We start from the raw sequence: 25,548 nt of genomic DNA on the forward strand, positions 1-25,548 counted from the left end.
GCGCCCGGCTACACCTGACGTGCGAACTCTGGATGCGCCTGTGCCACTACGACCGCCGTCCCGTCAGCGTTCAGCGTGGCACCGGTGAAGAGAGTCGCACGCTGGTTGAGTTTGGCCGCACCGAAGAGCAGTCCGAATGCGACGAAAAAGGTGAGAGACAGCACAGCTTCGTTCTTCTCGGAAGATTGGGCCGCGATGAAGAGGACGACGACCGCAACAAGAAACCCCACGAGGGTTGCCAGTGCCGCCCTGCGCCATCGCCTCTGCCGCTCGATGCACTGCGCGCAGACGGGCCAGTCCATGGAGACTGTGTATCTTCCCGCCGAGGCGATATCCCCGCCTGTCAGCGATCGCGACTTCTTGCCGGACAATAGAGTCGTTTCCTTGCGATCTACCTCCGGCTCACCGTGCACGGCACACACATGCGGAACGGGTCGCTCCAACTGAAGCAGGTGGTCGGCCCAGTTCGCTGTGACCGGCCCGGCGCTGTCGATATCGATTTCGCCCGCCCGCACGCCGAGCAGCACGTCAACCCTCCCCGAATTGTTCATGCGCGGATTATCGCAGTCTGCCGATTCACCCGACGGGCCGGCGTGGACGGAACGTGTGTGGTAGTTCTGGCGCACATCGAAGAATCGTTCGGGGGGAACAATTGTCTGGGAAATTACAGGTCGATCCGGCCGCTCTTGACGGGCTTGCGCGCAACTTGAGAGAACTGTCGGCGCAGACTGAACCGGCCAGGTCGTACCTCAACAGGTGGTTGGGTTTATCGACAGCAAGCGGTCGGGCGTTCTTCGAGGTCACGAAGTCCATTGCAGAGGTTCGTGACCGACTCGATGCGAACTATGCGGCGCTGGGGAGCCTATCCGATCGCTCCGCGACGGAGCTGGAGTCGGCCGCGAGTATGTACAGGACGACCGATCACGCATACGCGGCCGAGCTCGATCGCAAGGGTGGCATTCTGAGTTCCGACTGGTGACCCCACGTGAGTGGCAATGCGTGCCCGAGCACGCTTTGCCGCTCACGTCGGCGGGGTCATCTCGAGCCGCACGCCGAGGAGTCGCACTTCCCGCTCGTGGTCGAGCCTGTCGACCAATGCTGCTGCCGCGTCGGAAATCACGTCCGGATCGAATGTCGGTTCCGGCAGCGGCGTGCTCGTCGTGTGGGTGTCGAACGGGGCGTAGCGCACCTTCAACGCCACTCGCACCGCCTGGCGGTTCTCCGCGAGGATGTCCTCCCTGACCCGGGCGGCGAGACGTCGGATCTCCTCGGTAACGGCCTCCCGGCCGGCGAGGTTCCGCTGGAACGTCGTCTCTCGACTGTGCGACCGGGCCACCCAGGGCTCCGCCGAGACCGGGGAAAGGTCGATGCCGCGACCGATCCTGGCGTACCACGGACCCATGTTCGGACCGAGGGTCGCGGCCAACTCGTGATCGGAGGCGTCGGCGAGTTCCCGCACGGTGCTGATGCCCAGCGCGGCAAGCTTCTTCGCTGTCTTCTTGCCGATCCCCCACAGCGCGTCGGTAGGGCGCTCCCCCATGACGGCGAACCAGTTCTCCTCGGTGAGGCGGTAGATGCCCTGCGGTTTACCGAAGTCCGTCGCGATCTTGGCTCGTAACTTGTTGTCGCCGATGCCGACTGAGCAGTGCAGCCCGGTCGCGTCGAGGACGGCGTCGTGGATGGTTCGCGCGAAGGCCTCCGGGTCGTCGGTCTCGACACCCAGAAACGCCTCGTCCCAGCCCATCACCTCGACGACGACGTCCAGCTTGCGCAAGGTGTCCATCACGACACCCGACACCTCGGTGTAGGCCTCGGCGTCGACGGGCAGGAACACCGCGTCGGGGATCTTCCGCGCCGCGATCCGCATCGGCATTCCGGAACCGACACCGAACTTACGCGCCTCATACGACGCCGTCGACACCACCGCGCGCTCGGTGGGATCACCGCGACCGCCCACGACGACAGGACGTCCCCGCAGCTCAGGGCGCCGCAGCACCTCGACGGCGGCGATGAACTGGTCGAGATCGACATGCAACACCCACCGGCGACGCGGCGGAGTGCTCATGAGACCAGTGTGCCGGAATCGACGAACCGGGACCCTCGAATCCTCGAGTTCCGCCGCGGTCGAGGTCAGAACACATCGTCGGCGTCGACAGACGGTATCAACTCGTCGGGGAACCGATACGAGCATCCGAGTTCACTGGTGGACCGCGTGCCCCAATTATCCCGGAACCAGGCCACGCAGGTGTTCGCGATGAGGTTCACGTCGCGACTGAAGAGATAGCCGTCCGTGCAGTCTTCGAAATGGCCGTCGAAATGCCACCTGTCGAGGGTCAGGTGCTCGGCGGAATAGTCGGCGAGCAGCAAATGTCCGAGTTCGACGCGTGATCGACGGAGCATCAACACACCGTCATCCAGTACCTGAATCTGCGCGCAGACGACTTCTTCGTCGTCGTCCTCACTGACGTAACTGTTCGGGCCGATCTCGACGATGAGCGCGACCGGTTGATCGACCAGCGAACCTGTCAACCACTCGACCATCCCCGCCCACGAAACCTCGGGCACCTCGGTGGAATCGACCATCGCAATCAACCTCCCTTGCTCGGGACCTACTACTCCGGGGTCTTCGAACACATCCCCGTGAGTCGTATCAAAGCAGAAGATTCCGACACATGTGGCCCGAAATCGTTCTGCATCGAAAGTGTCGTTCGCGTGAATGACGTCAATGATGTCTAGCCAGTTGCCTTCTCCCACCACCACGTGACGTAGACCGGGTGTACCACGCCGTCCGCCCCGGCCTGGAGGCATCCGCGCCGCGTTCGGTTCGAATGCAGCTGCGCCCGAGCGTGTTCGGGCGTAATCCTGTGCTGCTGCGGCGGTACCGACCTACATCGACAGCACCATCTGCGCGAAGAGTCGACCCCATTCGGGATCCATGGGCTGGTCGCGCTGCACCCAGCCCTCGACCATTGCGCCGATCAGTTCGAGGAACGAGATCGTGGGGCGAGCGGTCCAGAAGACTTCTTCCCGGCCGACGATCGTGCCGTCGCTCGTCTGCCAGCCGAGGGCGGCGAGTCCTTCGGCGATCACGTCCCTGCGTTCGTCCGACGACGTGCCCGCGGCGAGCGTGAAAAGCACGAGGTATCCGGCTTCCCGCTCGATCTGCTCGGACCCCAGCGGCAGGCGATCGAGCAGATGACGCCACATCTGGTTCGCGTTGTCCGCCATCGCCGTTCCGAGATTGGTTCGAACGAGTTTTCCCTTGTATTTGCGCACCAGTCCGAGTGTCTTGGCGTACTCCCGCAGCAGGTGGACCGGCCGTTGGTCGGTCTCGCGGTTGCTGGTGGCGGGCCAGTCGTCGAATCCTGGTAGTGCCTGCCGCATCTCCGCAACTACGGCCGGGGGCAGGTAGCCCGCCTGAGTCAGCGTGATGCCGTCGGGTCCGATGCGCTGCAGGAACCACCGCAGATGAAACGTCGCCGCTTCCTGAGCCGCAGGAATGTCACCCTTCCGCACGGTGAGCCCGGCGTGCTCGAGAAGCGAAAAGACGTGCGGGGCAGCCTGATGGGGAATCCGGCGCAGCAGGTCCGCGAACTTCGAATCCGTCACCGGCCCGTGATCACGGATCACGACTTCGATCCGAAGGTTACGGTTCACGGCGTCGGCGCCGAACGATTCGGGCGCGAAACCGGGCCCGACCCACGCTCCGGCGTCGTGATGTCCGGGGTGTGACGGGGTGGCCAGGACCGTCAGCAGGTCGGCATATCCGCCCGGTCCGCCGCAATCCTCGGGCGGGCAGGCGCGGGCACCGGCGAGGCAGGTCACCGTCGGCGGGGGCCCGTCGGCCTCGATCCGTTCGAGGACGATCGTATGGTCCCAGCCGTCGCCGAAGTCGTATTGATAGGACAGCAGCTCGCCGGGCTCGGCCAGAACCTGATCGAGCCGGACCGCGTCCTCGCACAACTCGTCGTCCTCGTCGGCGAAGCCCTCGTCGATGCTCTCGCGCATCTCGTACCGCTCGGAGGCGGGCGGCTCACCGCCGACCCACGAATGCAGGTGGCTGTCCTGCCAGCCCATGACCGTCTGCACGATCGGATGCAGCTCGTTCAGCCGCAGGTTCGACGGCACGACGAACTGCCGCCAGATGGTCGGCGACACGTCGTCGAGCTCGATCCGCAGGTGGAAACTCGCGACGTCGCGGCGACCCGGCCGCTCGGACGGCCGGACGATCACCGGCGCGTCGGGAACGACGGACAGGTGTCGGCGTTTACCTGAAGCGGTCATGGCGTCATGGTAGGTGGGAGGCAGCGGTGTCCGGCACAAGTGCTGACGATAGCGTGAGCGCATGTCGGTGTCCGCAGTTCTCGCAGGTCGGTACGAGTTGCGGGGAGTGCTGGGACGCGGCGGAATGGCCGATGTCCACGACGGATGGGACCTGCGCCTGCAACGACCCGTCGCGATCAAGGTGCTGCGCCCGGAGCTTACCTCCGTCCCCGACACACGCCGCCGATTCGAGGCGGAGGCCCGGCTCGCCGCCACGTTGAATCACCCGAACGTCGTCGCGGTGCACGACTGCGGCGAGGACGCCGGAATGGCGTACATCGTGATGGAGCGCCTGCCCGGGCGGACCCTCGCCGACGAGATCGCCGCCGGTCCCGTACCGGACGCGCGGGTGCGGTCGATCCTCGCCGGCGTGCTCGCCGCCCTCGGTGCCGCCCACCGAGCCGGGATCCTGCACCGCGACATCAAACCGGGAAACGTGCTGTTCACCGCCGCGGGCACGGTGAAGGTCGCCGACTTCGGCATCGCGAAGAGCGCCGCGTCCGACCACACCGCGACGGGACAGGTGCTGGGCACCGTGGCCTACCTCAGCCCGGACCGCATCCTGGGCACACCCGCCACGACCGCCGACGACCTCTATGCCGTCGGCGTCGTCGGCTACGAAGCCCTCACCGGGCACCGGCCGTTCGCCGGCGACAACATCCTGTCGCTCGCCCGGGCCATCACCGACGGGGCCGCCCGACCGCTGCGCGAAGCCCGTCCGGACGCCGATCCGAACCTCGTCCACACGATCGAACGGGCGATGGCCCGCGACCCGCAGCAGCGTTACGCCGACGCCCAGGCGATGCGGGACGCCGTCCTCGGAGCGCCCGGCGCGCATCCCCCGCCGACGAGAGCATTCACACCCGCCACCTCCGTCCATGAGGTACCGCCCGAGCCTCGGCGGCCACGGCGGACCGGCCTGATCATCGCCGCCATCGCCGCCGTGCTGGTGGCCGTGGTCGTAGCGGCGCTGGCCATCGCGTCTCAGGACGAGGGCGGCACGGTCGGTCCCGGACCGAGCACCACCGCCGTCGTCCCCGCCCCGGCACCCGTCTCCGTCCCGAGTAGTGCTGTCGAGGTCAACCCGGTTGCGCCTCCCCCACCGAAGACCGGACCGGGAAACAACAACGGCAACAACGGCAACGGGAACGGGAACGGGAACAAGACCAAGGACAAGGAGAAGGACGGCAACTGACCTAGTCGGACTGCCCGTCGTCGTCGCCTGCCGCTGCGTGGACCTTGAACAGCACAATCTGTTCGTTGGCGAACGGGATGACCGAGGCCGGGCTCGCTCCGGCGGCGCGCGGAAGCAGGTGCACGGGGACGTCCGCCCTGACATCGAGCACGAAGTGCCGCATGGCATCCCGGGCGGGGTCGTCGAGGCCGCCGCCGATCACGACGAGGTCCACGTTTCCTTCCAGGAGTGCCAGCCGGATCAGCTCGCGGTCGTTGGATGCCACGACGTCCCGTCCGAACCGGCTCAGCTCTTCCTTCAACGCGTCGAGTGTGGACTGGCGCCTGCCGATCAGGAGGAGCCGCGGTTCGGTCACGCCCGTGCACCCGTGCCGCGGTGCTGATCCACCGCGGCACGCACCGCGGGCGCGACGTCGGTCGCGAATCTACGGACCTGGGTGAGGTCGTCGCCGTCGGTGCCGAAAACGAACGTGTCGATGCCCGTTTCCACCGCGAGTTCCGTCAATTGGCTCACCCATTGCTCGACGGTTCCGTGGAAAAACGTGTCCGACGGTGTGTCGCTCACCTGGCCGAACACGTTGTAGGCGCGGACGATCGAGCTCGGATCCCGGCCCGCAACCGCCGCACCCGCGTCGATCCGCGCGTGCATGCCGGGCAGGACCTCGGGCGGAAAATACGAGCTCGACGGGATCCACCCGTCCGCAGAGCGTCCCAGCGCACGCAGCAGCCGGGGGCCGCCGACGCCCAGCCAGATCCCGATCCCGTGTGCCGGGACCGGTCCGGGATGCACGCCCTCGAGGCGATAGTGCTCACCCTCGGAATACACGGCACGCTCTCCGGACCACATGAGGCGGATAACCTCGACCGCTTCCTCCAACGCCGTCGCGGCATGCCCGGGCGTGCGCACGTCACCGCCCATCGCCCCGATCGCCTCCCAGAACGCGCCCGCACCCAACGCCAGTTCGAACCTGCCTCCCGACAGCACGTCGAGGCTCGCCGCGGCCTTCGCCATCGTCGCCGGCGGGCGAAGCGGCAGGCACGCGACGTCGGGAAACACGCGCACCCGCTCGGTCCGGGCCAGCAGCGTGCCCATCAGCGACCAGCAGTCGAGGAATTTCGCCTGGTACGGGTGGTCCTGCACGCCGATCAGGTCGAGGCCGGTCTCGTCGGCGAGGGCGGCGAGTTCGAACGTGTTGGCCAGCAACTCCACCGACGGGGTGACGAACGCCCCGAACTGGATGGCCCTGCCGTAATCGGTCATGGCGGTCGCGTCCTCTCTCGGATCGCTGGACTCCTTCGATCATCCACCTCCGCGACGTCCGGGAACACCCGCCGCACAGTGCGGACGCCGCCGGGCGGCATAGTGGGTTCATGACAGACGACACGAAAGACGGCCCCGCACCCGACGTCCGGAACGCCCCCGAACATCACCGATTCGAGGTCCGTGTGGACGGTGAACTGGCCGGGTTCACCGAGTACCTCGACCAGGAGAAGCAACGGATCTTCTTCCACACCGAGATCGGCGATCAGTTCGCGGGGCGTGGTTTGGCCAGCACCCTGATCCGCAGCGCGCTCACCGAGACCGTCCGGGACGGCAAGCGGATCGTGCCGATCTGCCCGTTCGTCGCCGGTTACCTGAAGAAGCACGACGACTTCGCCGACGACGTCGACCCGGTCACTCCGGCCGCGATCCAGGCGGTACAGCGTTCGCAGGGTTGATCAGGGTGCGCCGTCGGCGCCGCGCGCCTCTTCGAGCTGCCGGATGAGGGTGGCGGCGTCGTAGGGGCCGCTGTGCCGGGCGAGTTCGGTGCCCGTCGCGCCGAGATAGAACGTGGGGGTCACCCGGAAATCGCTCGACTCGGCGTCGAGTTCGTCGTCGTCGATGCGGTGAACGTATGTGCCCCTGCGGATGTCTTCCTCGAACCGGTCCAGGTCGAGTCCCAGCTCGGCGGCGTAACCGAAGATCTCGTCCTCGGCGAGGGCGTCGCTGTTGGCGAACAGGTGGTCGTGCATCTCCCAGAACCGGCCCTGCGCGGCCGCCGCTTCACTCGCCTGCGCGGCGAAACGCGCGTGCGGGTGCACGGCGTCGAGGGGGAGATGCCGGAAGACGTAGCGGAGCTCGTCCCCGAAATGCGCTCGCACGTCCCGGATGCTGCCGGTGGCCTTGCTGCAGAACGGGCACTCGAAGTCGCCGTACTCGACGAGGGTGAGCGGCGCATCCACCGGCCCGCGCAGGTGATCGCGGCCGGTAGCGACGGGCCGGAGCAGGGTGAGTCCGGCGACCTCCGTCGGAGGGTGCACCCAGTCCGACAGCCGGAACAGCGCCCAACCGAGGACGGTGGCGATGACGGCCGCCGTCAGGACGCCCACCCGGGCGTCGTTGGCGAGTTCGGGTGAGTCGATGGCCAGGTCGACGATGAACAGCGAGATCGTGAAGCCGATGCCGGCCAGCGCGCTGCCGCCGGCGATCTGTGACAGCTTCAGCCCGGGCGGCAGGCTGCCGGGCCGCAGCTTCGAGAACAGGGCCGTGGCCGCCGTGATACCGACGAGCTTGCCGACCACCAGGCCGAGCACGATGCCCCAAGCCAGCGGAGACCGCGCCGCGTCGGCGAGCGTCTGCCCTGTGATGACCACACCGGCATTGGCGAGCGCGAAGATCGGGACGACGAGGAACGCCGTGTAGGGCTGGTAGAAGCGCAGGAGCCGCTCGTTGACGGACACCGCGCGCAGCACGCCGAGCTGGGCGGCGCGGGCGTAGTCGGAGTTGGGTGACTGCCGGAACGCGCGCGTGAGTTCACCTGCCCGCTCCACCTCGCTGCGCCGCGGCGGATACACGGGCAGGATCAGCGCGATCAGCACGCCGACGAGGGTCGGGTGGACGCCGGACTCGTAGAACGCGACCCACGTGCCCGCCGCGACGATGAAGTACGCGACACCACGCCACACCTCGAGCTTGCGCAACTGGAGGATCAGCAGCAGCCCGACGCACCCGAGGAGCAGCGGTCCGAACCGCAGGTTGTCGGTGTAGAAGAAGGCGATGATGGCAAGGGCACCGATGTCGTCGGCGACCGCCAGGGTCATGATGAACACACGCAACCGGGCGGAGCATCGGGGTCCGACGAGTGCCAGTGCCCCCAGCACGAACGCGGTGTCCGTGGAGACGACGACGCCCCACGCGCTGGCCTCCGCCCCGGTGGGATTGAGGATCAGGAACAGGACGGCGGGCAGCGCCAGACCAGCGATCGCGGCGAGAAGTGGGACGGCGGCGCGGGCGCGGTCGGTGAGTTCGCCGATCGTCAGCTCACGTTTCACCTCGAGCCCGACGACGAAGAAGAACAGCGTCATCAACCCGTCGTTGACCCAGTGCTTCAGGTCGAGGCCGATGCTGTAGTCGCTGATCTGGATAGTCACCGGGGTGTGCCAGAACGACTCGTACGAATCTCCGATGTTCGCCCACACCAACGCCAGGATCGTGGCGACGAGGAGGAAACCGGCAGACAGCTTGTCGTCGTCGGTGTCGTCGCGGATCAGGGCCAACCGCGCCGACAGTCGCCGGAGTGTGGTGGGGCTGCTCTGCTCGACCGTCATCTGTCCCCTCACTCACAGTTTCTGCCGCAGGTCAGCCTAACGCCGCTACGCCTGAGACGTCCTGCTGGCCGATCAACTCGATCCCGCGACGTCCTGCCACCCAACTCGGCCGCGATAACATCTCGCCATGGGATCGAAACGGAGTCGGAACCCGGGCCAGAAGCGTGCAGCAAAACAGCAGGCACGCCAACGAAGGAACCAGTCCCGAGTGGTGTCACTGTTCCCCACTACCCCCGTGGACCCGGCGCTGATCGACGACTTCGCTCAGTGGTTGCGCACGGGCGATCTCACCCACGACGCGGAACTCTTCGCGCACCTCACCGAGTCGACACTCGCGAACCTCGCACACGCCCGCCCCGGTTTCCGTGCCACCGGCTGGCTCCCCGTCGACGCGCACACCCTGCTCGACGCCGCCGACGAACTGGCCGCAGAAACGTCCGAGGACATGGATGACGTCGCAGTGACGGTCGTCGCCTCGGCACTGACGTTCCTCAACTTTCTCGACGAAAACCGGCTGTGGACCGGCACCGAAGAGAACCTCATACATTGCATCGAGGACCTCCTCCGTTTCGTCGAGCCGCAACCGGCCGTCATCCTTCCCGACGACATCGCACTACCCGCCGTGGACGAGAAAGACGAACTACGCGCACTCACTGCCCTCCCGGTGATCACGTCCCTCGTCGCACTCGTGGACTGGGTCGGTAAGGGTGCGGCCGTCACCTCGACCAGGGTGCCCAAACCCGCCTCTCTTCCCGGTCTCGCTCATGCGTTGGGTATCGATCTCGACGTCGACATAGAGGGGTTCCCGCGGGCGAGGCGTATCCGCTCGATGCGCGACATGCCCGAAATGTTGGAGTACTGGGAAACCGCGGAAGAGATCGGTCTCATTGCCGTCAACTCCACGCGGGCGGTCCGCGGGCCGAACGCCGACCTGATCGGCAACCGGACGACCCGGGCGTTGCCGTTGATTCGCGCGGCTGTCACCGAATACGTCCGCAGCCAACTCGTATCGACGCAACGCCATCCCCTCGATCCCACCCACCTGACCGATATCGTTGTGACCCAGGTGATCTTGGCGGCGATGACACCGGAACCGTCGGTCGTCTCGGGCGATGCGCCGTTCGACGACGAGCAATCGTTCGTGGAAGCCTTCATCTACGACCGATTGGACACGTTGGCGGAACAGAAGTGGCTCATCAAGGGTGATGCCTACCGAGTTCCGGCCGCACTGCAGCCTGCCGTCCTCCGTGCCGTCCAACTCGCGAGTGCAGAAACCGAGTACGCACCATCCGAGTGCGTAGATTCGCAAGTTACTGTGCGGATCTCATTGGAAGGCACCCACATTCCCATCTGGCGTCGAATTCGACTCGACGCCACGCTCCCGCTCGCCGCTCTCCACGACATCATTCAATGCGCGTTCGGCTGGGACGACAGTCATCTCCACGAGTTCTCCGCCGGACCCGCGTACTCGGGTGGCAGAGTATTCATTCCCGCCGAAACCATCGCGCACCGCGACCTCACAGGCCCCGCCGTGGCGGAGGAAGAGGTCCTCGTCGGTTCATTGCTCAGCTCGGCCGGCGACCAGCTCACCTACCTGTACGACTTCGGCGACGACTGGATCCATCACATCGTCGTCGAATCGGTCGGCGACCCCGACCCCGACTCCCCTGCCGCACTCTGCCTCGACGGACGCAATATGGCGCCGTACGAAGATTCCGGTGGACCGTGGGGCTGGGCGAACAAGATCGAAGCCAGCGCCGATCCGCGTCACCAGGAACACTCGGAGATCCGGGAATGGCTGGACCTGCGGCCCGATCAGCAACTCGACCAGACATCGTTCGATCGAGACCGGGTCAACGATGCCTTCGAGTCGTTGTTCGGGTAGAACGTCGGCGCAGCATGCGCGGAACCCGACTCACACGTAGTTCTCGAGAACGAACTTGGTGAATCCCTTGCGGATCAACCGCACGGCCTGCTTCTGTCCCTGACGCAGCACGGACTTCGGCACCCACACCTTCGGCTCGACCGACATCGTGAGGTGAACCGACGTCCCGCGTGGGGTGGGGGTCAGCCGGTACTCCCCCTCCTGGCACTTCTGTTTGTCGCTCTCGAGGAGCGTCCACGACATCTGCTCGTCGCCGAGCCACTTGTGCTCGGCCAGCTGCGTGTCCGCGACGCCGAGGACGGCGAGCGTCATCCGCACGGTGCGGGGGCGTCCGTCGTCGAATCGGGACTCGACGACCACCTTCTTGTGCACCACCGACCACTCGGGGATGCGTTCGACGTCCGCCAGCGCAGCCATCACCTGTTCCTGGGGCGCCTCGATCTCGAACTCGCCTGATACCGACAACGCCATCGTTTGCTCTCCTTCTCGTCGGATGTACACGTCCCTACAGTTCGGACGCGTAGCGCTCCAGCATGGCAGCAAGTTCGCCGGGGCGCGCGAGTGCCGCCAGATGGCCCGCGTCGATGACCTCCGGTGCGATGCCCAGTCGCTCCCGGACGATCCGCTGCATGAAGTCGAGCGGGAAGAGCCGATCACGGCTGCCGGCGACGACCCGCGTCTTCACGTGCGGCCAGGCGTCCGCCTGCCACACCGTCTCGAACGGGGTATTCGACATGACGGGTTCCGCCTGGCTGAACGCCTGCTCGGTGACGTCGTCGGGCACGTCGTGGAAGAACAGTGCCCGCAGGTCGTCGGGCGCGTCCGGGTCGCGACCCTCCAGCACGTCGAACGCCCGTTTCGCCTCCGGCTGACCGGTGGTCTCCCACCACTGCCCGGGTGCTTCCCCCGGCGCGGGCAGCATCGGTGCCAGGAGCACCAGCAGGTCGACGTCGACCTCGCCGCGCTGACAGACGATCGCCGCGGTGAACGCGGACATGGACTGCGCGACCAGCACGATCGCCCCCTCGACGTCCTCGACCGCATCGACGACGACGTCGGCGAATTCGTACTGCCCCGCATCGTCGTCGCCGTACGGAAGGTCGACGGCGATCACCGAGTGCCCGCTTTCCTGCAAGATAGGTGCGACGCGGTGCCAGTACCACGAGTCCGAGCCGGCGCCGGGCAGCAGAACGAAGGTTGCGGGCATCTCGACTCATCTCCTGTTTCCGGGACACGAACGGTCGAGTCGAGCCTAAGCGCTACGTGCGCGGGAGTGCGCACCCGAACACACTTTGCCACTCACCTACGGGGCATGAAACGGAAGCGCCGCCGAGGGCGATACACCCAGTAGGTCGGACAAGGAAGGTCCGGCCGTGCCGGGATCGACCACGACTTTCGAGAACTGAGCTGACATGTTCACCAACCATCTCTTCGGCGGAATGACCGAACAGGAAATCGACATCGAGATCGCCGACGAGCTGGCGGCCTGACGCAGGTCCCGCACGTGAGTGGCGATGTGCACCCCGGCACGCTGCGCCACTCACCTGCGAATTGCGTTCACGCTCTGCACCGGTCGGCCGGTGCACCCCTCCGCACAGGGAATCGGTGTCGATGCGCTTCGAGGTTGCCGTCGTCAACGGCGGCGAGCCGCGGAAGCCGTCGTCATGCCGGCTCTCTCATCACGCCGAGGTGGCGCACAGTCCCGGAAAGGCCTGGAAGCTCTTGCACGGGCGACCAGGTTTGCAGCCCATCCGTGCTGTCGGAGTATAGATACTTTCCTTCGGTATAGGCGTCGAGATATATCCGCCAGGCGTCGTTCGGCAACTGAACCACGGCTGGGCCCTCCACCAGCGTGCCCCAATTTCCGGGCGGGACGAATGAATAGGGTCCCGTCACCGACGGCGCGACCGCATGCTCGACAACCTTCTTCGTCTCGTTCTTGGTAAACGCATGATAGGTCGATCCCACCTTGACCACGGTGGTGTCGATGTGGTCCGCACCGATCCCGGCGAGCGGAACAGGCGGGCTCCACAACCTGAGCGATGGTTCCAGCGCCGTCATCAGATACGGCACGAATCCTCCACCGGTCGACAGCGACAGGATGACGTTGACCCGGTCGCCGTCCACGAACCATTCGGGTGCCCAGGCCTTGGTGGTGAACGGCGACAGCGACGGTCCGTCGCTGAACCCGGCCGACCCCGAGGAACCAGGCGGGCTCGCAGAGCCCGTTCCGTCTCCCGTGCCCGGCACGAAGGCGCAGCAGAACGGGACCGGCCAGGCCCCAAGGAACTTCCAGTCCATGCGGTCACTGCTGCGTGCGAAGCCGATGTTCGCCCCGTCGACCGTCGTGTAGGTGAGGTAATACAACCCGTCCGTGTGCCGGAAGATGCTCGGATCGCGCACCACACCTGACGGAGGCCGATACGCAGACAGTCGGAGGGGCTGGAAGTGAGTGGCGTCCTCAGACTCGTACACATCCAGGTCGCGGTCGCTGACGTTGCTGAACGCCACCATCGTGGTTCGCCAGGCGAGCGGTGCGGCGCCGCCGCTCCCCGGGGCCGCGACCAGCAAGCCCGCGACAGCGAGCATCACCATCGACATGGCGGAAAAGCAGGTTCGTTTGGTCAGCTTCACCGGTGCAGTATCTATCACAGCAGGCGCACCATGCGTAACTTTAGCCGCAGGCAGCGGATCGTTGCCGACGGCGGTGCGGTGACGCCGTAGACGAACCCGAGGGCGCCACCCGCAGCAGCGGCGATCAATACTCGTGCGGCGCGGTCGGTCTACGCGCGAGCCTTATGCGTGACGGCATCTCGGCGTAGCTTGACGTCCACCCGGCCCTGAACGACCGGGATTCCTTCTGCGCCGCTGCGCGCCGCTTGGGTGGGTTCCTGTTTCACTGGGGCTCGCTTCCCTCTAGGAGGAAAGGCTGACGGCCCCTCCGCAGGCGTTTAGCCACTCCGCACGTCCTGCGTCGTGGATGTTCTTCGCGGCGTTGACGTCGCGGTCGTGAACCGCTCCGCACGCCGTGCATGCCCACTCCCGGATCGAGAGCGGTTTCGGGCCGTCGAGGACCCCACATTGGGAGCAGATCTGCGACGACGGATAGAACCGGTCCACCTTGACGAGGGTGCGCCCGTAGCGGGCGGCTTTCTCCTCCACCATGCGGGTGAACATTCCCCACCCGGCGTCGTGGACCGATTTCGCCAACCGTGTCCGCGCCAGCCCCCGGACGCACAGATCCTCGACGAACACCGCTTGGTTCTCGCGGATGATCGCCGTGGAGTGCTTGTGCGCCCAGTCCTTGCGAGCGTCGGACACTCTGGCGTGGGCCTTCGCGACGCGAATACGTGCCTTGACCCGGTTGTTGCTGCCTTTCTCCTTGCGCGACAGAACTTGCTGCGCCGTGCGGAGCTTGCGTTCGGCACGGCGCAGGAACTTCGGCGAGCTGATCGTCTTGCCGTTCGACAGGACCGCGAACGTTGCCAACCCGAGGTCGATACCGACCTCCGCATCGACCGGCGGCAGAGGTTCGTCGGTGGTCTCGACCACGAACGACGCGAAGTACCGGCCCGCTGCATCCTTGATGATCGTCACCGAGGACGGTTCCGAGGGCAGATCGCGGGACCAGGCGACCTCCAACTCGCCGACCTTCGCCACGTACAGCTTCCCGTTCGGGCGAATCGAGAACCCGTTGCGGGTCAGCCGGATCGCCTGCCGATTGTCCCTGCGGGACCGGAACCGTGGCGCGCCGACCTTGCGGCCCTTCCGTTTCCCGGAGAGCGAGTCGAACCAGTTTCGGTACGCCCGCCGCGCGTCCTGACACGCCTGCACCAGCACCACCGATGCGACCTCGCCCAACCAGGCCCGCTCCGAAGTCTTCTTCGCTGCGGTGACTACCTGCTTCTGTACTGCGGTATCCGACAGCTTAACCCTGGACGCGTACGCGTCCTGGTGGATGCGCAGGCAGTCGTTGAACACCACCCGTGCACACCCGAACGACCGGGCCAGCATGTCCTGCTGACCGGGCGTCGGACGGACGCGGTACTGGTATCGCAACTGCACACCACGAGACCACCATTGATCTATGGTTTCTGAACCTGAATACAGACGTGGCCGCACCGTTGTTTCTGCCCTGCACGTCCACTTGGTCTTTGTTACCAAGTATCGGCGCGGAGCCCTCACCAACGAGATGCTGACCACCTGCGAACAGGTGATGCGCAGCGTGTGCGACGACTTCGGTTCTCGGCTGGTTGAGTTCAACGGGGAGGGCGACCACGTGCACCTGCTGATCGACTACCCTCCGACCATCCAAATCTCGAAGCTGGTGAACAGCCTCAAAGGCGTCTCCGCACGCCGCCTGCGCGACCAGTACCGCGGATGGGTGAACCGGCACTCGATGAACGGACACCTCTGGTCCCCGAGCTACTTCGCCGCATCGTGTGGCGGGGCACCTATCTCGATCATCCGGCAGTACATCGAGCAGCAGCGGCGACCGCCCCGTGCTCCCGGTAGGCCGAAGTCGATGCGCTAACCCGGCCCTGAAGGACCGGGCTTGCGCGCTACGCTACGAGGTCACGGGGACACTGTCGACGGAGGAGTGCTCATGTCGGGCGAACTGTCATTCTTCGAATTGGGTGTGGCCAATACCGAGCAGGGCCGAAAGTTCTACTCGGCGTTGTTCGGCTGGGAATTCGAATCCGGGCCCGGCGGGTCGGGTTACTCCATCAACACACCGAACGTCCCGGGCGGGATCCACGGCGGCGACGAGGGCGCCAGCCCGTACGTCTTCTTCCGGGTGCCGGATCTCGACGCCGCCGTCGAGCAGGTGCTGGCGCTGGGCGGGACCGTCGACGCCGTCGACCTGGGCGACGACCCGGAGTCGGTGGCGAAATTCGGGCGGTTCAAGCTGTGCCACGACGATCAGGGTTCCGCCTTCGGACTGCACGAACCGCCCTCCGGCAACTGAATCAGCGCGCCCGGAACGGAGACTCCCGGGGCGCACTGATTCGGATCGGTCGGTTACGGCTCGGTCGGCGAGTCGCCTCCGCCCTCGTCACCGCTGAAGGTGACCGGTTGCGGCATATCGTCCTCGGAGCCGTCGCTGCCCGCCGGGCCGGTCGGCGGAACACCAGGAGGCAGTGGTGCAACCGTGTCCGGTGCGCGCACCGGCACGACTGCCGGGTCGAGCGCGTCACCCCATGCGACACCGGATGTTCCCAAACCGATCAACGCCGCGAACACAGCGAGCGCAGCCAATCTCGAGCCGACCTTTACGGACGGACGGTCGGTTTCAGACCACCACGGACCCACACGTCGGCCAATTGCCTCGCGTGATGATCGACGTCGAATCAGGGATTGACGATCCGGCCCTGCTCGTCATTGACCGGCGGCTGCTGCGCGGAAAGGCCGTCCTCGGGACCGTCGCACCAATTGTCGAACTGGTTGTACGGATCGGTGCCCCACGCGGGGACGTTGTTCTCGTAGGGTTCCGCCCAGTCGTCGCACCCGATCGGACCGTTCTGCGGGAACCCGGGCGGCATCGGCTGAATGACGTCCGGCCTGCGCACCGGCACCGCCGAGTCGAGAGTGCCGCCCCAGGCGACACCTGATGCTCCCAAACCGATCGACGCCGCGAATACTGCCACCGCGGCCACTCTCCTGCCCATTCTCATGACTGCCTCCGTTGGTTACCTGGCCTCTCGGGGCGATACCCAGAAACCCGGAAAACAATCCTCGAAGAGTCCAAGAAATTCGACGATCAGTCGGTTTCCGGGCGGCAGCGCATGTACATCTCGGTCACCGACGTCAGGACCTGCCTGCCCGACCCGTTGAGAATCTCCGCCGCGACCGTCACCAGAGCCCGTCCGCGATCGTCAGGCGTCACATCCTCGACAACCAGTTTTCCGGTGAGCACGTCACCCGGCTTCACCGGCCGGAGAAAGTTGACGTCGCGCATCCGTGTCCCCGCAATGACGCTCCACCCTGCATAAAGAGTCGTCGCGGACAGTCGCTGACACACTGCGATCGTGTGCACACCACTCGCGATGAGCCCGCCGAAATAGCCGCCATCTGCAGATTCGCGGTCGATGTGGAACGACTGCGGATCCCACTGCCCCGCGAACTCGACCAGTTCCTCCTCCGTCACCGTGTACGAGCCCAGCTCGAACTTCTCGCCCACCCGGAGGTCGTCCGCATAAACGACGTCACATCTGCTGTCCACTACCAACCGTCCGATCATCTGCTCGAGCCTCCACCGAACACGAAGGCTGACGTCGAGGATATGACCGGACGAGCGCGGCGGTGACAGTGCCCTTCCGCCGGCGGTAGGAAAGTGGCCGTCAGTTCTCGTCGTAGCGCGGCCAGCCCGGATACGGGGCGAGCGTCGGGTAGGGGGTGTCGTGTGGGAGGTTCGCCTTCTGCGGTCTCACATCCCTGGCATCGGGCATGCGCGAGTCGCACTCCGCGTAAGCGTTCTGATCGCGCGCAGCCGGCACATGCTCACTGATCGTCCAACCAGCGAATACATCCGCTGATGGAGCACGCTCTGCACCCTCCGCAACAAACTGTTCAGAAGGGACAGAATGCGTCTGCTCGGGCGCCACCATTCTTACCGTTTCCGCCTGCGGGGACGGACCTGTCAAATTGAAGAACCGACCGTTCTTCTCCGCCATTACGGTGTAGTTACCCGAACACACCGTGGCGACCCACCCGTCCCCCGTCGGCGTCAGTGCCGAGAGGTGTTCGAACTGGGTTCCGACAAGGTGTTCCAGTTCCGGATCGTTCGAATGGTCGAAGTCGACCCGGTCGCGCTGCCGTGACGTCGCGTCAGCGAAACCCGGGTAGCCCGCCGACAACGCGTGAGCATGAATCGCGACGTAGTACGACTCGATGTACGCCCGGACCGCTATCGCAGGCCTGCTGAGCAGATCGATACCGGATTCCGCTGACCACCGAACGTTGTAGTCGACGTTCTCGGGGATGCTGTAATCGGCGACAACGCTTTCCGAAGTATCAATCGGAGTTTTCGCATCATCGGTGCCACAGCCACTTACCGACACGACAACTGCAGCAAGGACGGTCGACATCTGAGCCCTCATCGCCCGAACTCCATGTTCTGCACCTGCTCGCGACCAGCGTTCATGGCATCGACAAACTCACCAACTCCGGTAAAGCCCGCTTCGGTGATGTACCCGGCCAAGCTCGATGAAAGCAGCGGGGTTGTAAAACTGGGACGATCAGAGACGATCTCGTCATACGGCAGCAGGGGGCCGTTCACACCCTCTCGAAAATCCTCAAGACCGACATATGGGTCGAGCGAGCCGCCATTTGCCGCCTGAAGACCGAGAGCAATCTGGTAATACTGCTTTGCGAGAAGGGAATCCTCCGCGAACTGAGTGTTCGGCTGGACGGTGCTGTCGGGTACCACGCCGATGACCGCGCTCTTGAATGCAGAATCCGCGAGATCGATTCCGCTCGAGATGATCGGTCCAGCGCCGGGAATAAACTCGGCGCCCTTGCTGACCACGGTTCTGATCGTGTCGTACGCGACGCCCTTGCTCTCGAAACTTGCTGAATTGTTGGATGATTCGTCGCCGACACGGTCCGCGAATTCGAGATCGAGCCCCTTGTCGACCACACCCTGGATACTTCCTGCCCAAGAACCGTACTCGTAGTGCGGCACCTGTGGAGTGAGACCTTCCAAAGCCCACGCCTGCTCAAGCTGAGCCGACATTCCGAACGCCTGCGCGTTGAAGTAGCTTGCCGCATCGGCATTGGAATCGATGACCGAGAAGAGGCGGGGCGCGTTCTCGAGCCCGAATTCTCCGCCTGTCGGGCTGGCGAAACCCGAAGTGCCTGCGAAGTCGCCGGGCACCCCCACCATGTTGCCGATGTAGGGTGCGAGCGTTGTGCCCAACGCCTGCGTAATTTCGGGGTTCACCTCACCGATTGCCTGCCCCTTCATCCCAGGGATGTCGAGTAGTTCTGCGTCTTTCGCTGCAAGGATCTGCGCGAGCCCGAATGCCGATTCGCCGGCTTGTGTCGACCGGAACATTTCTCCGGGATCGGACGGATCGGAGGGCCTGGCGTCGTCGGCGATCCAGTCGAACATCCCGGCGACCTTCTGTTCGCCCCCGTCGGCCCAATCACGTTGGAGCAGGGGCATGATGACGTCGTCGCGGCTGTAGTCGGCCGGTATTCCCTCGCCGGACAGGATGCTGTGGACGGCGACATGGTCGCGACCACCGACGCCGACCATGTCCTGCAGGAGGGTGTCGACGCTGTCGCGACCCAGAGCGTTGTGGTCGAACGAGTCCCCGATCAGCAGACTCTTGTCGTTGGTGGCCGAGGCGATCTCGCCGGCACGGGAGAGGAGGCTCTCGCTCAGCTCACTGCCCTGCTGAACGCCCGGGTCCGCGAGACCGAACGCCTTGGTGAATCGTGCCAGGTCCTCGCCGTTGTTGACGACCAAAGACGGTTGCGGGGCGTCGTGCGCACCCTTGGTGAGGTTGCCGGTCGACGTCACCGGTCCCTCGAACAGCCCACGAAGGCTTTCCGGGATGTGGCTCTGACCGCCGACGTCGCCGCTGGCACTGCCGACGTTGTAGTTCGACACCATGGCGAGGCCGTTGGACAGCGCGCTCGCGGCCTCGGTGCGGCCGTTCTCGCTGTACTGCTCGGAGAGGGCGAGGAAGCCGTCCTTGCCGGCCGCCGTATAGAACTGCTGCAGGAAGTCGATCGTTCCCTGCGGAAGATCGGTGACCTTGCCACCGTCGGCCAGCGTCTTCACTTGTTCGGGCGTGAGCCCTGCGGCCGCGATCTCCCGGGCAACACGGTCACGGACGTCCTGTGGAATGTCGGAACCGCCCCGGGCGACCTGCTCGCCCAGCGCGGTGCCCTCGTGCCCCGAGAGGCCGGCGGACGCCGGGGCAGTTGCCGCGACGGCCCCGAGCGCGTCGCGGATCGCCGTCGCCATGTCCCGGTCGGCAGTGTCGAGTTCCGTCAGCGCTCCACCGAGTTGACTGCGCCAGTACTCCATCAGGTCGGCATGCTCGGCGGCTTCGGCCTCACTCATCGTCTTCGGCGGGCTGACGATCTGCCAGTCGTCGGAGACGGTGAAGCCGTCGGTTGCCACCTTGTCGATCACGGTGGCGACGTAGTCCCGCGCGTGACCGAGGCGATCGGCTCCGCCCACGAGCGCGTTCGACAGATCCTCCAGATCATCTGCGAGCCGGCGGATTTCCGCGCGCTCACTGTTCGCCCGCTGCTCAGCGGCCGCTTGAGCGGGACCGCGCCAGTCGTCGTGCCGGCCCAGATCCGAGACAGCACGCTGGACGTCGTCCGCCCGGCCCCGCGCGTCCTCGGCGGTCCGTCCGATCTCCTCGCCCGCCAGTGTCAGGTCCCGCGGATTCCAGACGTGCAGTTGCGACCTACGCGGAATCACATCTCCCCCATCGCCGACAGCTGCGACGCGAACGACGTGTCGGTGACCTCGTAGTTCTCGGCGCCGTCTCCCGCGATGAACGCCATCTCGTCGATGCGACTCGCGGCAACCCCCAGCGCGGACGCGAGGATGTCGCCGGCGTCCTGGCACGCCGCAGCGGTGTCGGACCCCTCGACGGCCCGGACCGCGTGCTCGAAGCTACGCCGTCCGGCCAGCGCCTCGACCTCGCGCGCAATGGCACCGAGCGCGGTGGACATCGCACGCAGCATGTCGGGGTCGACCTTGACGACCGCGACGTCCGGTCCACCGAGCACCGGCGGCAGCCCGGGGACGCCGGCCAGCGGAGGCTGCGTCGCACCGGTCCCGTCCAGCGACGCAAGGACACTGTCCGGCCACGTCATATCGCCCTCTGACATCGACATCTCCCCCTGATATCCGCATCGAGATCCACCCCCGGACCCCGGTCACCGACACGCTCGGCGACCGTGGAGAGAATAGCGGACTCCCTCACACGGACGTGTGACCACAACACGGTTGCGCAACAGTTGTCCGGATTCGCAGATTGAGAATCGGGTGAACCGGGTATCGAGACCAGATGGCCATCACCGATATCAAGGAGTACAGCCACCTCACCGATGCGGATGTGGAGGCGCTGGGCGCGGAACTCGATGCGATCCGGGCAGACATCGAAGAGTCCCGCGGCGCCCGCGACGCGCGGTACATCGACCGGGCGATCAAACTGCAGCGGTCGCTGGCGATCGCGGGCAGGGTCGTCCTGTTCGGTAGCCGGAAGAGACCGGCGTGGATCCTGGGCACCGCGTTGATGGGTGCGGCGAAGATCATCGAGAACATGGAACTCGGCCACAATGTCATTCACGGCCAATGGGATTGGATGAACGATCCCGAGATCCACTCGTCGAACTGGGAGTGGGACAACACGTGCCCGTCGTCGGGGTGGAAGCACTCGCACAACTACGTCCATCACAAGTTCACCAACATCGTGGGTCTCGACAGCGACGTCGGTTACGGAATCCTGCGCATGACCCGCGACCAGAAGTGGTCGCCGGTGTACCTGGCGCAGCCGTTCTACAACATGCTGCTGGCGTTGCTGTTCGAGTGGGGTGTCGCGCTGCACCACCTGGACGTGGAGAGCATCCGGCGCGGCGACTACGACCGCGCCGAAACCCTCCGCAACGCGAAGGAGGTGGGACGCAAGATCGCGCGGCAGGTCGGGAAGGACTACGTGGTGTTTCCGGCGCTCACCGGCCCGGCGTGGAAGAGCACGCTGACGGCGAACATCACCGCCAACGTGATCCGCAACCTGTGGGCCTACGGCGTCATCTTCTGCGGCCACTTCCCGGACGGTGCCGAGAAGTTCACCAAGGAGGAGTTCGACAAGGAGACGAAGGCCGAGTGGTACCTGCGCCAGATGCTGGGCTCCGCCAACTTCAACGCCGGCCCGGTGCTGGCGTTCATGAGCGGCAACCTCTGCTACCAGATCGAGCACCACGCGTTCCCCGACCTGCCCAGCAACCGCTACGCCGAGATCGGTGTGAAGATGCGGGAACTGTGCGACAAATACGACCTCCCCTACACGACGGGTTCGCTCCCCCACCAGTACGGACTCACCCTCCGCACCATCTTCAAGCTCGCCCTGCCCAACCGCTTCCTGTCGGCATCCGCGGACGACGCTCCGGAGACGGCATCGGAACTGCGATTCCGGATCCGGGGCGGGATGAAGGAAGTGTTCGGGATCGATCCTGCGACCGGGAAGCGGCGCGGACTGCGCACGGCGCTGGCGATGATCCGCAACTGATTAGGATGTCCACGCGTACCGGAAGCGTTCCGCGACCTCGTCGACCGGTTTGTCCCGGTATTCGGCGAGCTCGTAACCCTTGACCGCCGCGAGCGCTTCGATGATCAGCGGCCCGAACAGGTGGCGCGCGAGCGCCGACGACTCGAACGTTCCGAGCACGTCGGACGGCAGAGTAGGGAGGAGATCGACGGCGTGGGCGCCGGTCAGTTCCGCGGGGTCGACCGACACCTCGTCAGGGAGGGGCAGCGCACCGGTGATGCCGGCGTGGGCGGCGCCGAGGATGGCGGCGCTGCTCAGATACGGGTTCGCGGACGGGTCGATGGGTTTGATCTCGAGGTTCGCGCCGTGCGGGTTTCCGGCGGTCTCCGCGCAGAGACGGACGGCCGATTCGCGGTTCTCCAGGCCCCAGCAGCGGAACACCCCCGACCACATACCCGGGCGCAACCGCAGGTGCGACAGCGCCGACCCGGCGAGAACCGCCGTGAACTCGGGGAGCGCCCGCAGAATCCCGGCGACCGCGGCGCCACCGGCACGAGTCAACCCGTGCGGGCCGGGGCCTCCCGACAGGATCGGCCTGCCGTCCTCGGAGATCGACACGTGCTGATGGGCGCCGTTACCCGCCCCGCCCGCGACGGGCATGGGTGAGAACGACGCGCGGAGTCGCTGGGCGCGCGCGACCCGGCTGATCAGGGCGCGCGCCAGCACCGCATTGTCGGCCGCCCTGACGGGATCCGCGGGGGTGAGCGACACCTCGAATTGGTTCAGCCCCGCCTCGGCATGGAACTGTTCGATCGGCAGCTCCGCCGTCGACGCCGCCGCGAGGAAGAGCTCGAAGAATTCTTCGTGCGCGAGAACGGCATTCAGCCCGTAGGCGGACCATTCTTCGGTGGCCGCCGCGTCGAAGAGGGTGAACTCGATCTCGTGGCCGGCTCGTGCGCTCAGCCCGGATTCCGCCAACCGCGTCGTCACCCGGCGTAGCGCACCCCGGGTGCAGGCGAGCGACGGCGTCCCGTCCTGCTCGGTCAGGCTCGCCGGCGCCCAGTACGTGCCGTTGCCCAGGTCTCTCACCTCGTCGCCGTCGATCCGCAGACGGAGATCGCCCACGACGGAGAAGGACGGTGTGAACGCGAGATGATCGTCGACGCAGAACACATTCCAGCTCGGCGATGCGCCTGCCCCGGAGTCGACGAAGGAATCCAGCCTCGAGATCGGCAGCACCTTCGCCCGGGAGATCCCGGCCATGTCGACGATCGAACCGACGATGCGGTCCGGGTGGCCGAAGCCGTTCTCTGCACCGCGCATCAGGCCCGCGCCACTGCGGTGGTCCGCGCGAGGAAGCCGAGCACGCTGTCCACCGATTCGCGTTGCGCCCGGCCCTGACCTGCGCCCACACCACCGAACGCGATGCCGCCGGTCCACTGTGCGTCGGCGGGGAACATTCCGAGGCGGAGGAGGTGTCCGGCGCCGTCGAACGTCCGGTGTTCGTCGCGGGCGTCGGATCGACGCCCGAGAAGTGTCGTGGCCATCGCGTCCGAGGGCCACAGCTCGTCGTCCGCGCCGGTCAGGCACAGCAAGGGCGGCGTCGCCTCCTCGGACCGCAGTGTCGCGTCGGCGGGTGCGCCCGCGAGACCGGCCCGGTAGGCCGCACCCAGGCGCAGCAGGCTCGGCCGGTGCGCGGTGACGTCGTGGTGCGCCCGCCACGCGTTGCGGATCAGCTGCGGCATCAGCGCCCCGCCCGGCAGCGGCGCCCACGGCACGGCCCCGCCGTTCCACGTCCACGACGGGGTGTCGGCGATCTCGCCGTCGGGGCCGATCGCCTGCCACGACACCGAACTCGGGCTGATCAGGATCAGCCCGGCGACGGGGAGTTCGTCGACGCAGGCGGAGGCCAACAGGCCCTCCGCACCGCGCGAAATGGCCATCGCGGTCAGGCGGTTCGCGTCCACCGACGGCTGTGCACCCAGCATTCGGACCGCGGACGCGAATCGCTCGAGCGGAATGCTCACCAGCGTCGCGTCGGTGTTCGATTCGTCCACCCACGTATAGGCCAGTGCGGCATACCCGTTGGCAGCAAGCATCCCGATGGTGGAACGTTGGGAGTCGACGCCGCCCTCCGAGCCGCCGAAGCAGGCGACGCCCGGCCAACCGCCGCTCGGGGCGTCGCCGGCGGGCAGTGCGAGCAGGGCGGGCCGGTCGCCGACGTCGAGTGAACGAACGGACACGCCGGAGGCGCTCGCATGACGCGTCACCGTCCGCCGCGACGTTCCCTCCGGAGTCATCGCCTCGACGGTGACCAGCCAGGCGTCGGGCGGCGGCACGAAGAGGTCGGGAACCCGGCCTTCGGACACGAACCGCATGGCCCACAGCGGCGCGTCGGCGTCCGCCACATCCCAATCACCGTGGTCCGGAACCTGTCCGGCGACGTCCACGATCCCGTCGGCCGGGACGGCGAACGTGGCCTCCGACCGCCACTGCCCACCGAACAGGTCGGTCCCGGTGGTGCGGACGGTCACCGACGATCCGCGCCGGGCGCCACGGACGATCAGCGAGAACGCCTCGTCGTGACGCGACGACGCCGGAACGTCGAGTTCCAGCGACCCTGCCGACACGTCCGCGGCCGGCGCGGGCTGCTCGGTGACCTCCGGATCCGCCGAAGTCTGGGTCTCCAGCAGCTGCGACCGCTTCTCGAACCATCCGGGGAACACCGCGGACACGAGGCCCGCGACGCCCATGAGGGTGAACGGCAGCACCCAGTAGCAGACAACGGACAGGGTGTCGCCGGCGTCGCGCATGGTGGCGTCGCCGTCGACGATCGGCGGGATCAGCGAGAACACGGTCATCAGTCCGAACGCGGCCACCCACATCCACGTCATCGCCGTGGTGATGTATCGGAAACCGCCGCTCGCCGCCGTCCGGGCGTCCACGGTGGCCGCCGCGTATTCGCGCACGAACGGCCTCCCGATCAGAACGCCCACCGCCGCGATCGCGAACAACCCGAAGTTGCTCAGCGGCTGCAGCCAGCGTTCGAGGACGGCGTCGTCCAGTGTGAGCGCCGCGATCAGCAGCAGCGCGAAGACGGCGACGGTGCCGACCTCGAGGGTCCGCCAGGGCTGGCCCCGCAACCGTTGCAGCACCTGACCTACCGCCGCGATGCCGAACGCAATCGCGACGGCAGCGACGAATCCGGTGTTGCCCACCAGGATCCAGTAGACGATCCACGGCGCGAATCCGATGATGAACCCCATTGCACTGCCCCACTGCCCGGCACACCCGAGCGGACGACGGCCGACCCACACA

The 25,548-nt window shown here is 66.3% G+C and carries 26 protein-coding genes; 7 read left to right on the forward strand and 19 right to left on the reverse strand.

Annotated elements, in window-relative coordinates; all coding sequences use genetic code 11:
* Positions 1-8: 8 nt before the first annotated feature.
* Positions 9-551, reverse strand: coding sequence for a hypothetical protein (locus tag ACFWAY_RS05615; RefSeq protein WP_378510064.1), 543 nt, complete (start codon positions 549-551; stop codon positions 9-11).
* Positions 552-604: 53 nt separating this feature from the next.
* Here ACFWAY_RS05615 and ACFWAY_RS05620 point away from each other — a divergent pair, with 53 nt between their 5' ends.
* Positions 605-979 carry a type VII secretion target gene (locus ACFWAY_RS05620; RefSeq protein ID WP_378510065.1) on the forward strand — a complete coding sequence of 125 codons (375 nt, stop codon included), beginning with the start codon at positions 605-607 and terminating at the stop codon, positions 977-979.
* A gap of 42 nt (positions 980-1,021) precedes the next feature.
* Here ACFWAY_RS05620 and ACFWAY_RS05625 read toward each other — a convergent pair whose 3' ends face one another.
* The 3 genes from ACFWAY_RS05625 to ACFWAY_RS05635 form a co-directional block, all read right to left on the reverse strand.
* Positions 1,022-2,065, reverse strand: coding sequence for a DNA polymerase IV (locus ACFWAY_RS05625; protein ID WP_378510066.1), 1,044 nt, complete (start codon positions 2,063-2,065; stop codon positions 1,022-1,024).
* Positions 2,066-2,130: 65 nt separating this feature from the next.
* A complete protein-coding gene (locus ACFWAY_RS05630; protein ID WP_378458553.1) occupies positions 2,131-2,583 on the reverse strand; it encodes a hypothetical protein in 453 nt (150 codons plus the stop codon).
* A 303-nt stretch (positions 2,584-2,886) separates the two neighbouring features.
* Positions 2,887-4,284 (reverse strand): plasmid pRiA4b ORF-3 family protein, encoded by a 1,398-nt coding sequence (locus ACFWAY_RS05635; protein ID WP_378510067.1) that lies wholly within the window; start codon positions 4,282-4,284, stop codon positions 2,887-2,889.
* A 61-nt stretch (positions 4,285-4,345) separates the two neighbouring features.
* Between ACFWAY_RS05635 and ACFWAY_RS05640 the strand changes: the two genes are divergently transcribed.
* Positions 4,346-5,518, forward strand: a complete 1,173-nt coding sequence (locus ACFWAY_RS05640; RefSeq protein ID WP_378510068.1) for a serine/threonine-protein kinase — start codon at positions 4,346-4,348, stop codon at positions 5,516-5,518.
* Position 5,519: 1 nt separating this feature from the next.
* On the opposite strand, the gene ACFWAY_RS05645 is transcribed toward ACFWAY_RS05640, so the two are convergent.
* Both ACFWAY_RS05645 and ACFWAY_RS05650 read right to left on the reverse strand, forming a co-directional pair.
* Positions 5,520-5,873, reverse strand: a complete 354-nt coding sequence (locus ACFWAY_RS05645; protein WP_378510069.1) for a hypothetical protein — start codon at positions 5,871-5,873, stop codon at positions 5,520-5,522.
* The gene (locus tag ACFWAY_RS05650; protein WP_378510070.1) at positions 5,870-6,778 is read right to left on the reverse strand and encodes an LLM class flavin-dependent oxidoreductase; all 909 of its coding nucleotides are present in this window, start codon (positions 6,776-6,778) and stop codon (positions 5,870-5,872) included. Before ACFWAY_RS05650 ends, ACFWAY_RS05645 begins: the two co-directional genes overlap by 4 nt.
* Positions 6,779-6,888: 110 nt before the next feature.
* Between ACFWAY_RS05650 and ACFWAY_RS05655 the strand changes: the two genes are divergently transcribed.
* Positions 6,889-7,236 (forward strand): GNAT family N-acetyltransferase, encoded by a 348-nt coding sequence (locus tag ACFWAY_RS05655; protein ID WP_378510071.1) that lies wholly within the window; start codon positions 6,889-6,891, stop codon positions 7,234-7,236.
* Here the strand turns inward: ACFWAY_RS05655 and nhaA are convergent, their stop codons facing one another.
* Positions 7,237-9,105: a Na+/H+ antiporter NhaA gene (nhaA, locus tag ACFWAY_RS05660; RefSeq protein ID WP_378510072.1), complete on the reverse strand. Its 1,869-nt coding sequence runs from the start codon at positions 9,103-9,105 to the stop codon at positions 7,237-7,239.
* 208 nt (positions 9,106-9,313) lie between these two features.
* Between nhaA and ACFWAY_RS05665 the strand changes: the two genes are divergently transcribed.
* Positions 9,314-10,990 carry a plasmid pRiA4b ORF-3 family protein gene (locus ACFWAY_RS05665; RefSeq protein WP_378510073.1) on the forward strand — a complete coding sequence of 559 codons (1,677 nt, stop codon included), beginning with the start codon at positions 9,314-9,316 and terminating at the stop codon, positions 10,988-10,990.
* Between the two features lie 30 nt (positions 10,991-11,020).
* Here ACFWAY_RS05665 and ACFWAY_RS05670 read toward each other — a convergent pair whose 3' ends face one another.
* The 4 genes from ACFWAY_RS05670 to ACFWAY_RS05685 form a co-directional block, all read right to left on the reverse strand.
* Positions 11,021-11,461, reverse strand: coding sequence for an SRPBCC family protein (locus ACFWAY_RS05670; protein ID WP_378458561.1), 441 nt, complete (start codon positions 11,459-11,461; stop codon positions 11,021-11,023).
* Between the two features lie 34 nt (positions 11,462-11,495).
* On the reverse strand, positions 11,496-12,197 hold the full coding sequence (locus ACFWAY_RS05675) for an alpha/beta fold hydrolase (protein WP_378510074.1): 702 nt from the start codon (positions 12,195-12,197) through the stop codon (positions 11,496-11,498).
* 455 nt (positions 12,198-12,652) lie between these two features.
* The gene (locus ACFWAY_RS05680) at positions 12,653-13,585 is read right to left on the reverse strand and encodes an arabinofuranosidase (RefSeq protein ID WP_378510222.1); all 933 of its coding nucleotides are present in this window, start codon (positions 13,583-13,585) and stop codon (positions 12,653-12,655) included.
* Positions 13,586-13,906: 321 nt separating this feature from the next.
* Positions 13,907-15,055, reverse strand: coding sequence for an RNA-guided endonuclease InsQ/TnpB family protein (locus tag ACFWAY_RS05685; RefSeq protein ID WP_378510075.1), 1,149 nt, complete (start codon positions 15,053-15,055; stop codon positions 13,907-13,909).
* Positions 15,056-15,077: 22 nt separating this feature from the next.
* Between ACFWAY_RS05685 and tnpA the strand changes: the two genes are divergently transcribed.
* Positions 15,078-15,524, forward strand: coding sequence for an IS200/IS605 family transposase (tnpA, locus tag ACFWAY_RS05690; RefSeq protein ID WP_378510076.1), 447 nt, complete (start codon positions 15,078-15,080; stop codon positions 15,522-15,524).
* A 72-nt stretch (positions 15,525-15,596) separates the two neighbouring features.
* Positions 15,597-15,959, forward strand: a complete 363-nt coding sequence (locus ACFWAY_RS05695) for a VOC family protein (protein WP_378510077.1) — start codon at positions 15,597-15,599, stop codon at positions 15,957-15,959.
* A gap of 53 nt (positions 15,960-16,012) precedes the next feature.
* Here ACFWAY_RS05695 and ACFWAY_RS05700 read toward each other — a convergent pair whose 3' ends face one another.
* From ACFWAY_RS05700 to ACFWAY_RS05725, 6 genes are all read right to left on the reverse strand, one after another.
* Entirely contained in the window at positions 16,013-16,249 is a 237-nt protein-coding gene (locus tag ACFWAY_RS05700) for a hypothetical protein (RefSeq protein ID WP_378510078.1), read from the reverse strand.
* 92 nt (positions 16,250-16,341) lie between these two features.
* Positions 16,342-16,665 carry a hypothetical protein gene (locus tag ACFWAY_RS05705; RefSeq protein ID WP_378510079.1) on the reverse strand — a complete coding sequence of 108 codons (324 nt, stop codon included), beginning with the start codon at positions 16,663-16,665 and terminating at the stop codon, positions 16,342-16,344.
* Between the two features lie 86 nt (positions 16,666-16,751).
* Positions 16,752-17,231 carry a MaoC/PaaZ C-terminal domain-containing protein gene (locus ACFWAY_RS05710; protein ID WP_378510080.1) on the reverse strand — a complete coding sequence of 160 codons (480 nt, stop codon included), beginning with the start codon at positions 17,229-17,231 and terminating at the stop codon, positions 16,752-16,754.
* 100 nt (positions 17,232-17,331) lie between these two features.
* Positions 17,332-17,847, reverse strand: a complete 516-nt coding sequence (locus ACFWAY_RS05715) for a hypothetical protein (protein ID WP_378510081.1) — start codon at positions 17,845-17,847, stop codon at positions 17,332-17,334.
* Between the two features lie 239 nt (positions 17,848-18,086).
* Positions 18,087-20,435 (reverse strand): WXG100 family type VII secretion target, encoded by a 2,349-nt coding sequence (locus ACFWAY_RS05720; protein WP_378510082.1) that lies wholly within the window; start codon positions 20,433-20,435, stop codon positions 18,087-18,089.
* A complete protein-coding gene (locus ACFWAY_RS05725) occupies positions 20,432-20,857 on the reverse strand; it encodes a hypothetical protein (protein WP_378510083.1) in 426 nt (141 codons plus the stop codon). Before ACFWAY_RS05725 ends, ACFWAY_RS05720 begins: the two co-directional genes overlap by 4 nt.
* A gap of 173 nt (positions 20,858-21,030) precedes the next feature.
* Here ACFWAY_RS05725 and ACFWAY_RS05730 point away from each other — a divergent pair, with 173 nt between their 5' ends.
* A complete protein-coding gene (locus ACFWAY_RS05730) occupies positions 21,031-22,251 on the forward strand; it encodes a fatty acid desaturase family protein (protein WP_378453610.1) in 1,221 nt (406 codons plus the stop codon).
* Here the strand turns inward: ACFWAY_RS05730 and ACFWAY_RS05735 are convergent, their stop codons facing one another.
* Positions 22,252-23,553 carry a glutamine synthetase gene (locus ACFWAY_RS05735; RefSeq protein ID WP_378510084.1) on the reverse strand — a complete coding sequence of 434 codons (1,302 nt, stop codon included), beginning with the start codon at positions 23,551-23,553 and terminating at the stop codon, positions 22,252-22,254.
* Positions 23,553-25,496 carry an acyl-CoA thioesterase/BAAT N-terminal domain-containing protein gene (locus ACFWAY_RS05740; protein WP_378510085.1) on the reverse strand — a complete coding sequence of 648 codons (1,944 nt, stop codon included), beginning with the start codon at positions 25,494-25,496 and terminating at the stop codon, positions 23,553-23,555. The genes ACFWAY_RS05735 and ACFWAY_RS05740 overlap by 1 nt, the downstream gene beginning before the upstream one ends.
* Between the last annotated feature and the right edge of the window lie 52 nt (positions 25,497-25,548).

This window comes from Rhodococcus sp. NPDC059968 (assembly GCF_042738615.1).
In the GTDB taxonomy this organism is placed as follows: domain Bacteria; phylum Actinomycetota; class Actinomycetes; order Mycobacteriales; family Mycobacteriaceae; genus Rhodococcus_F.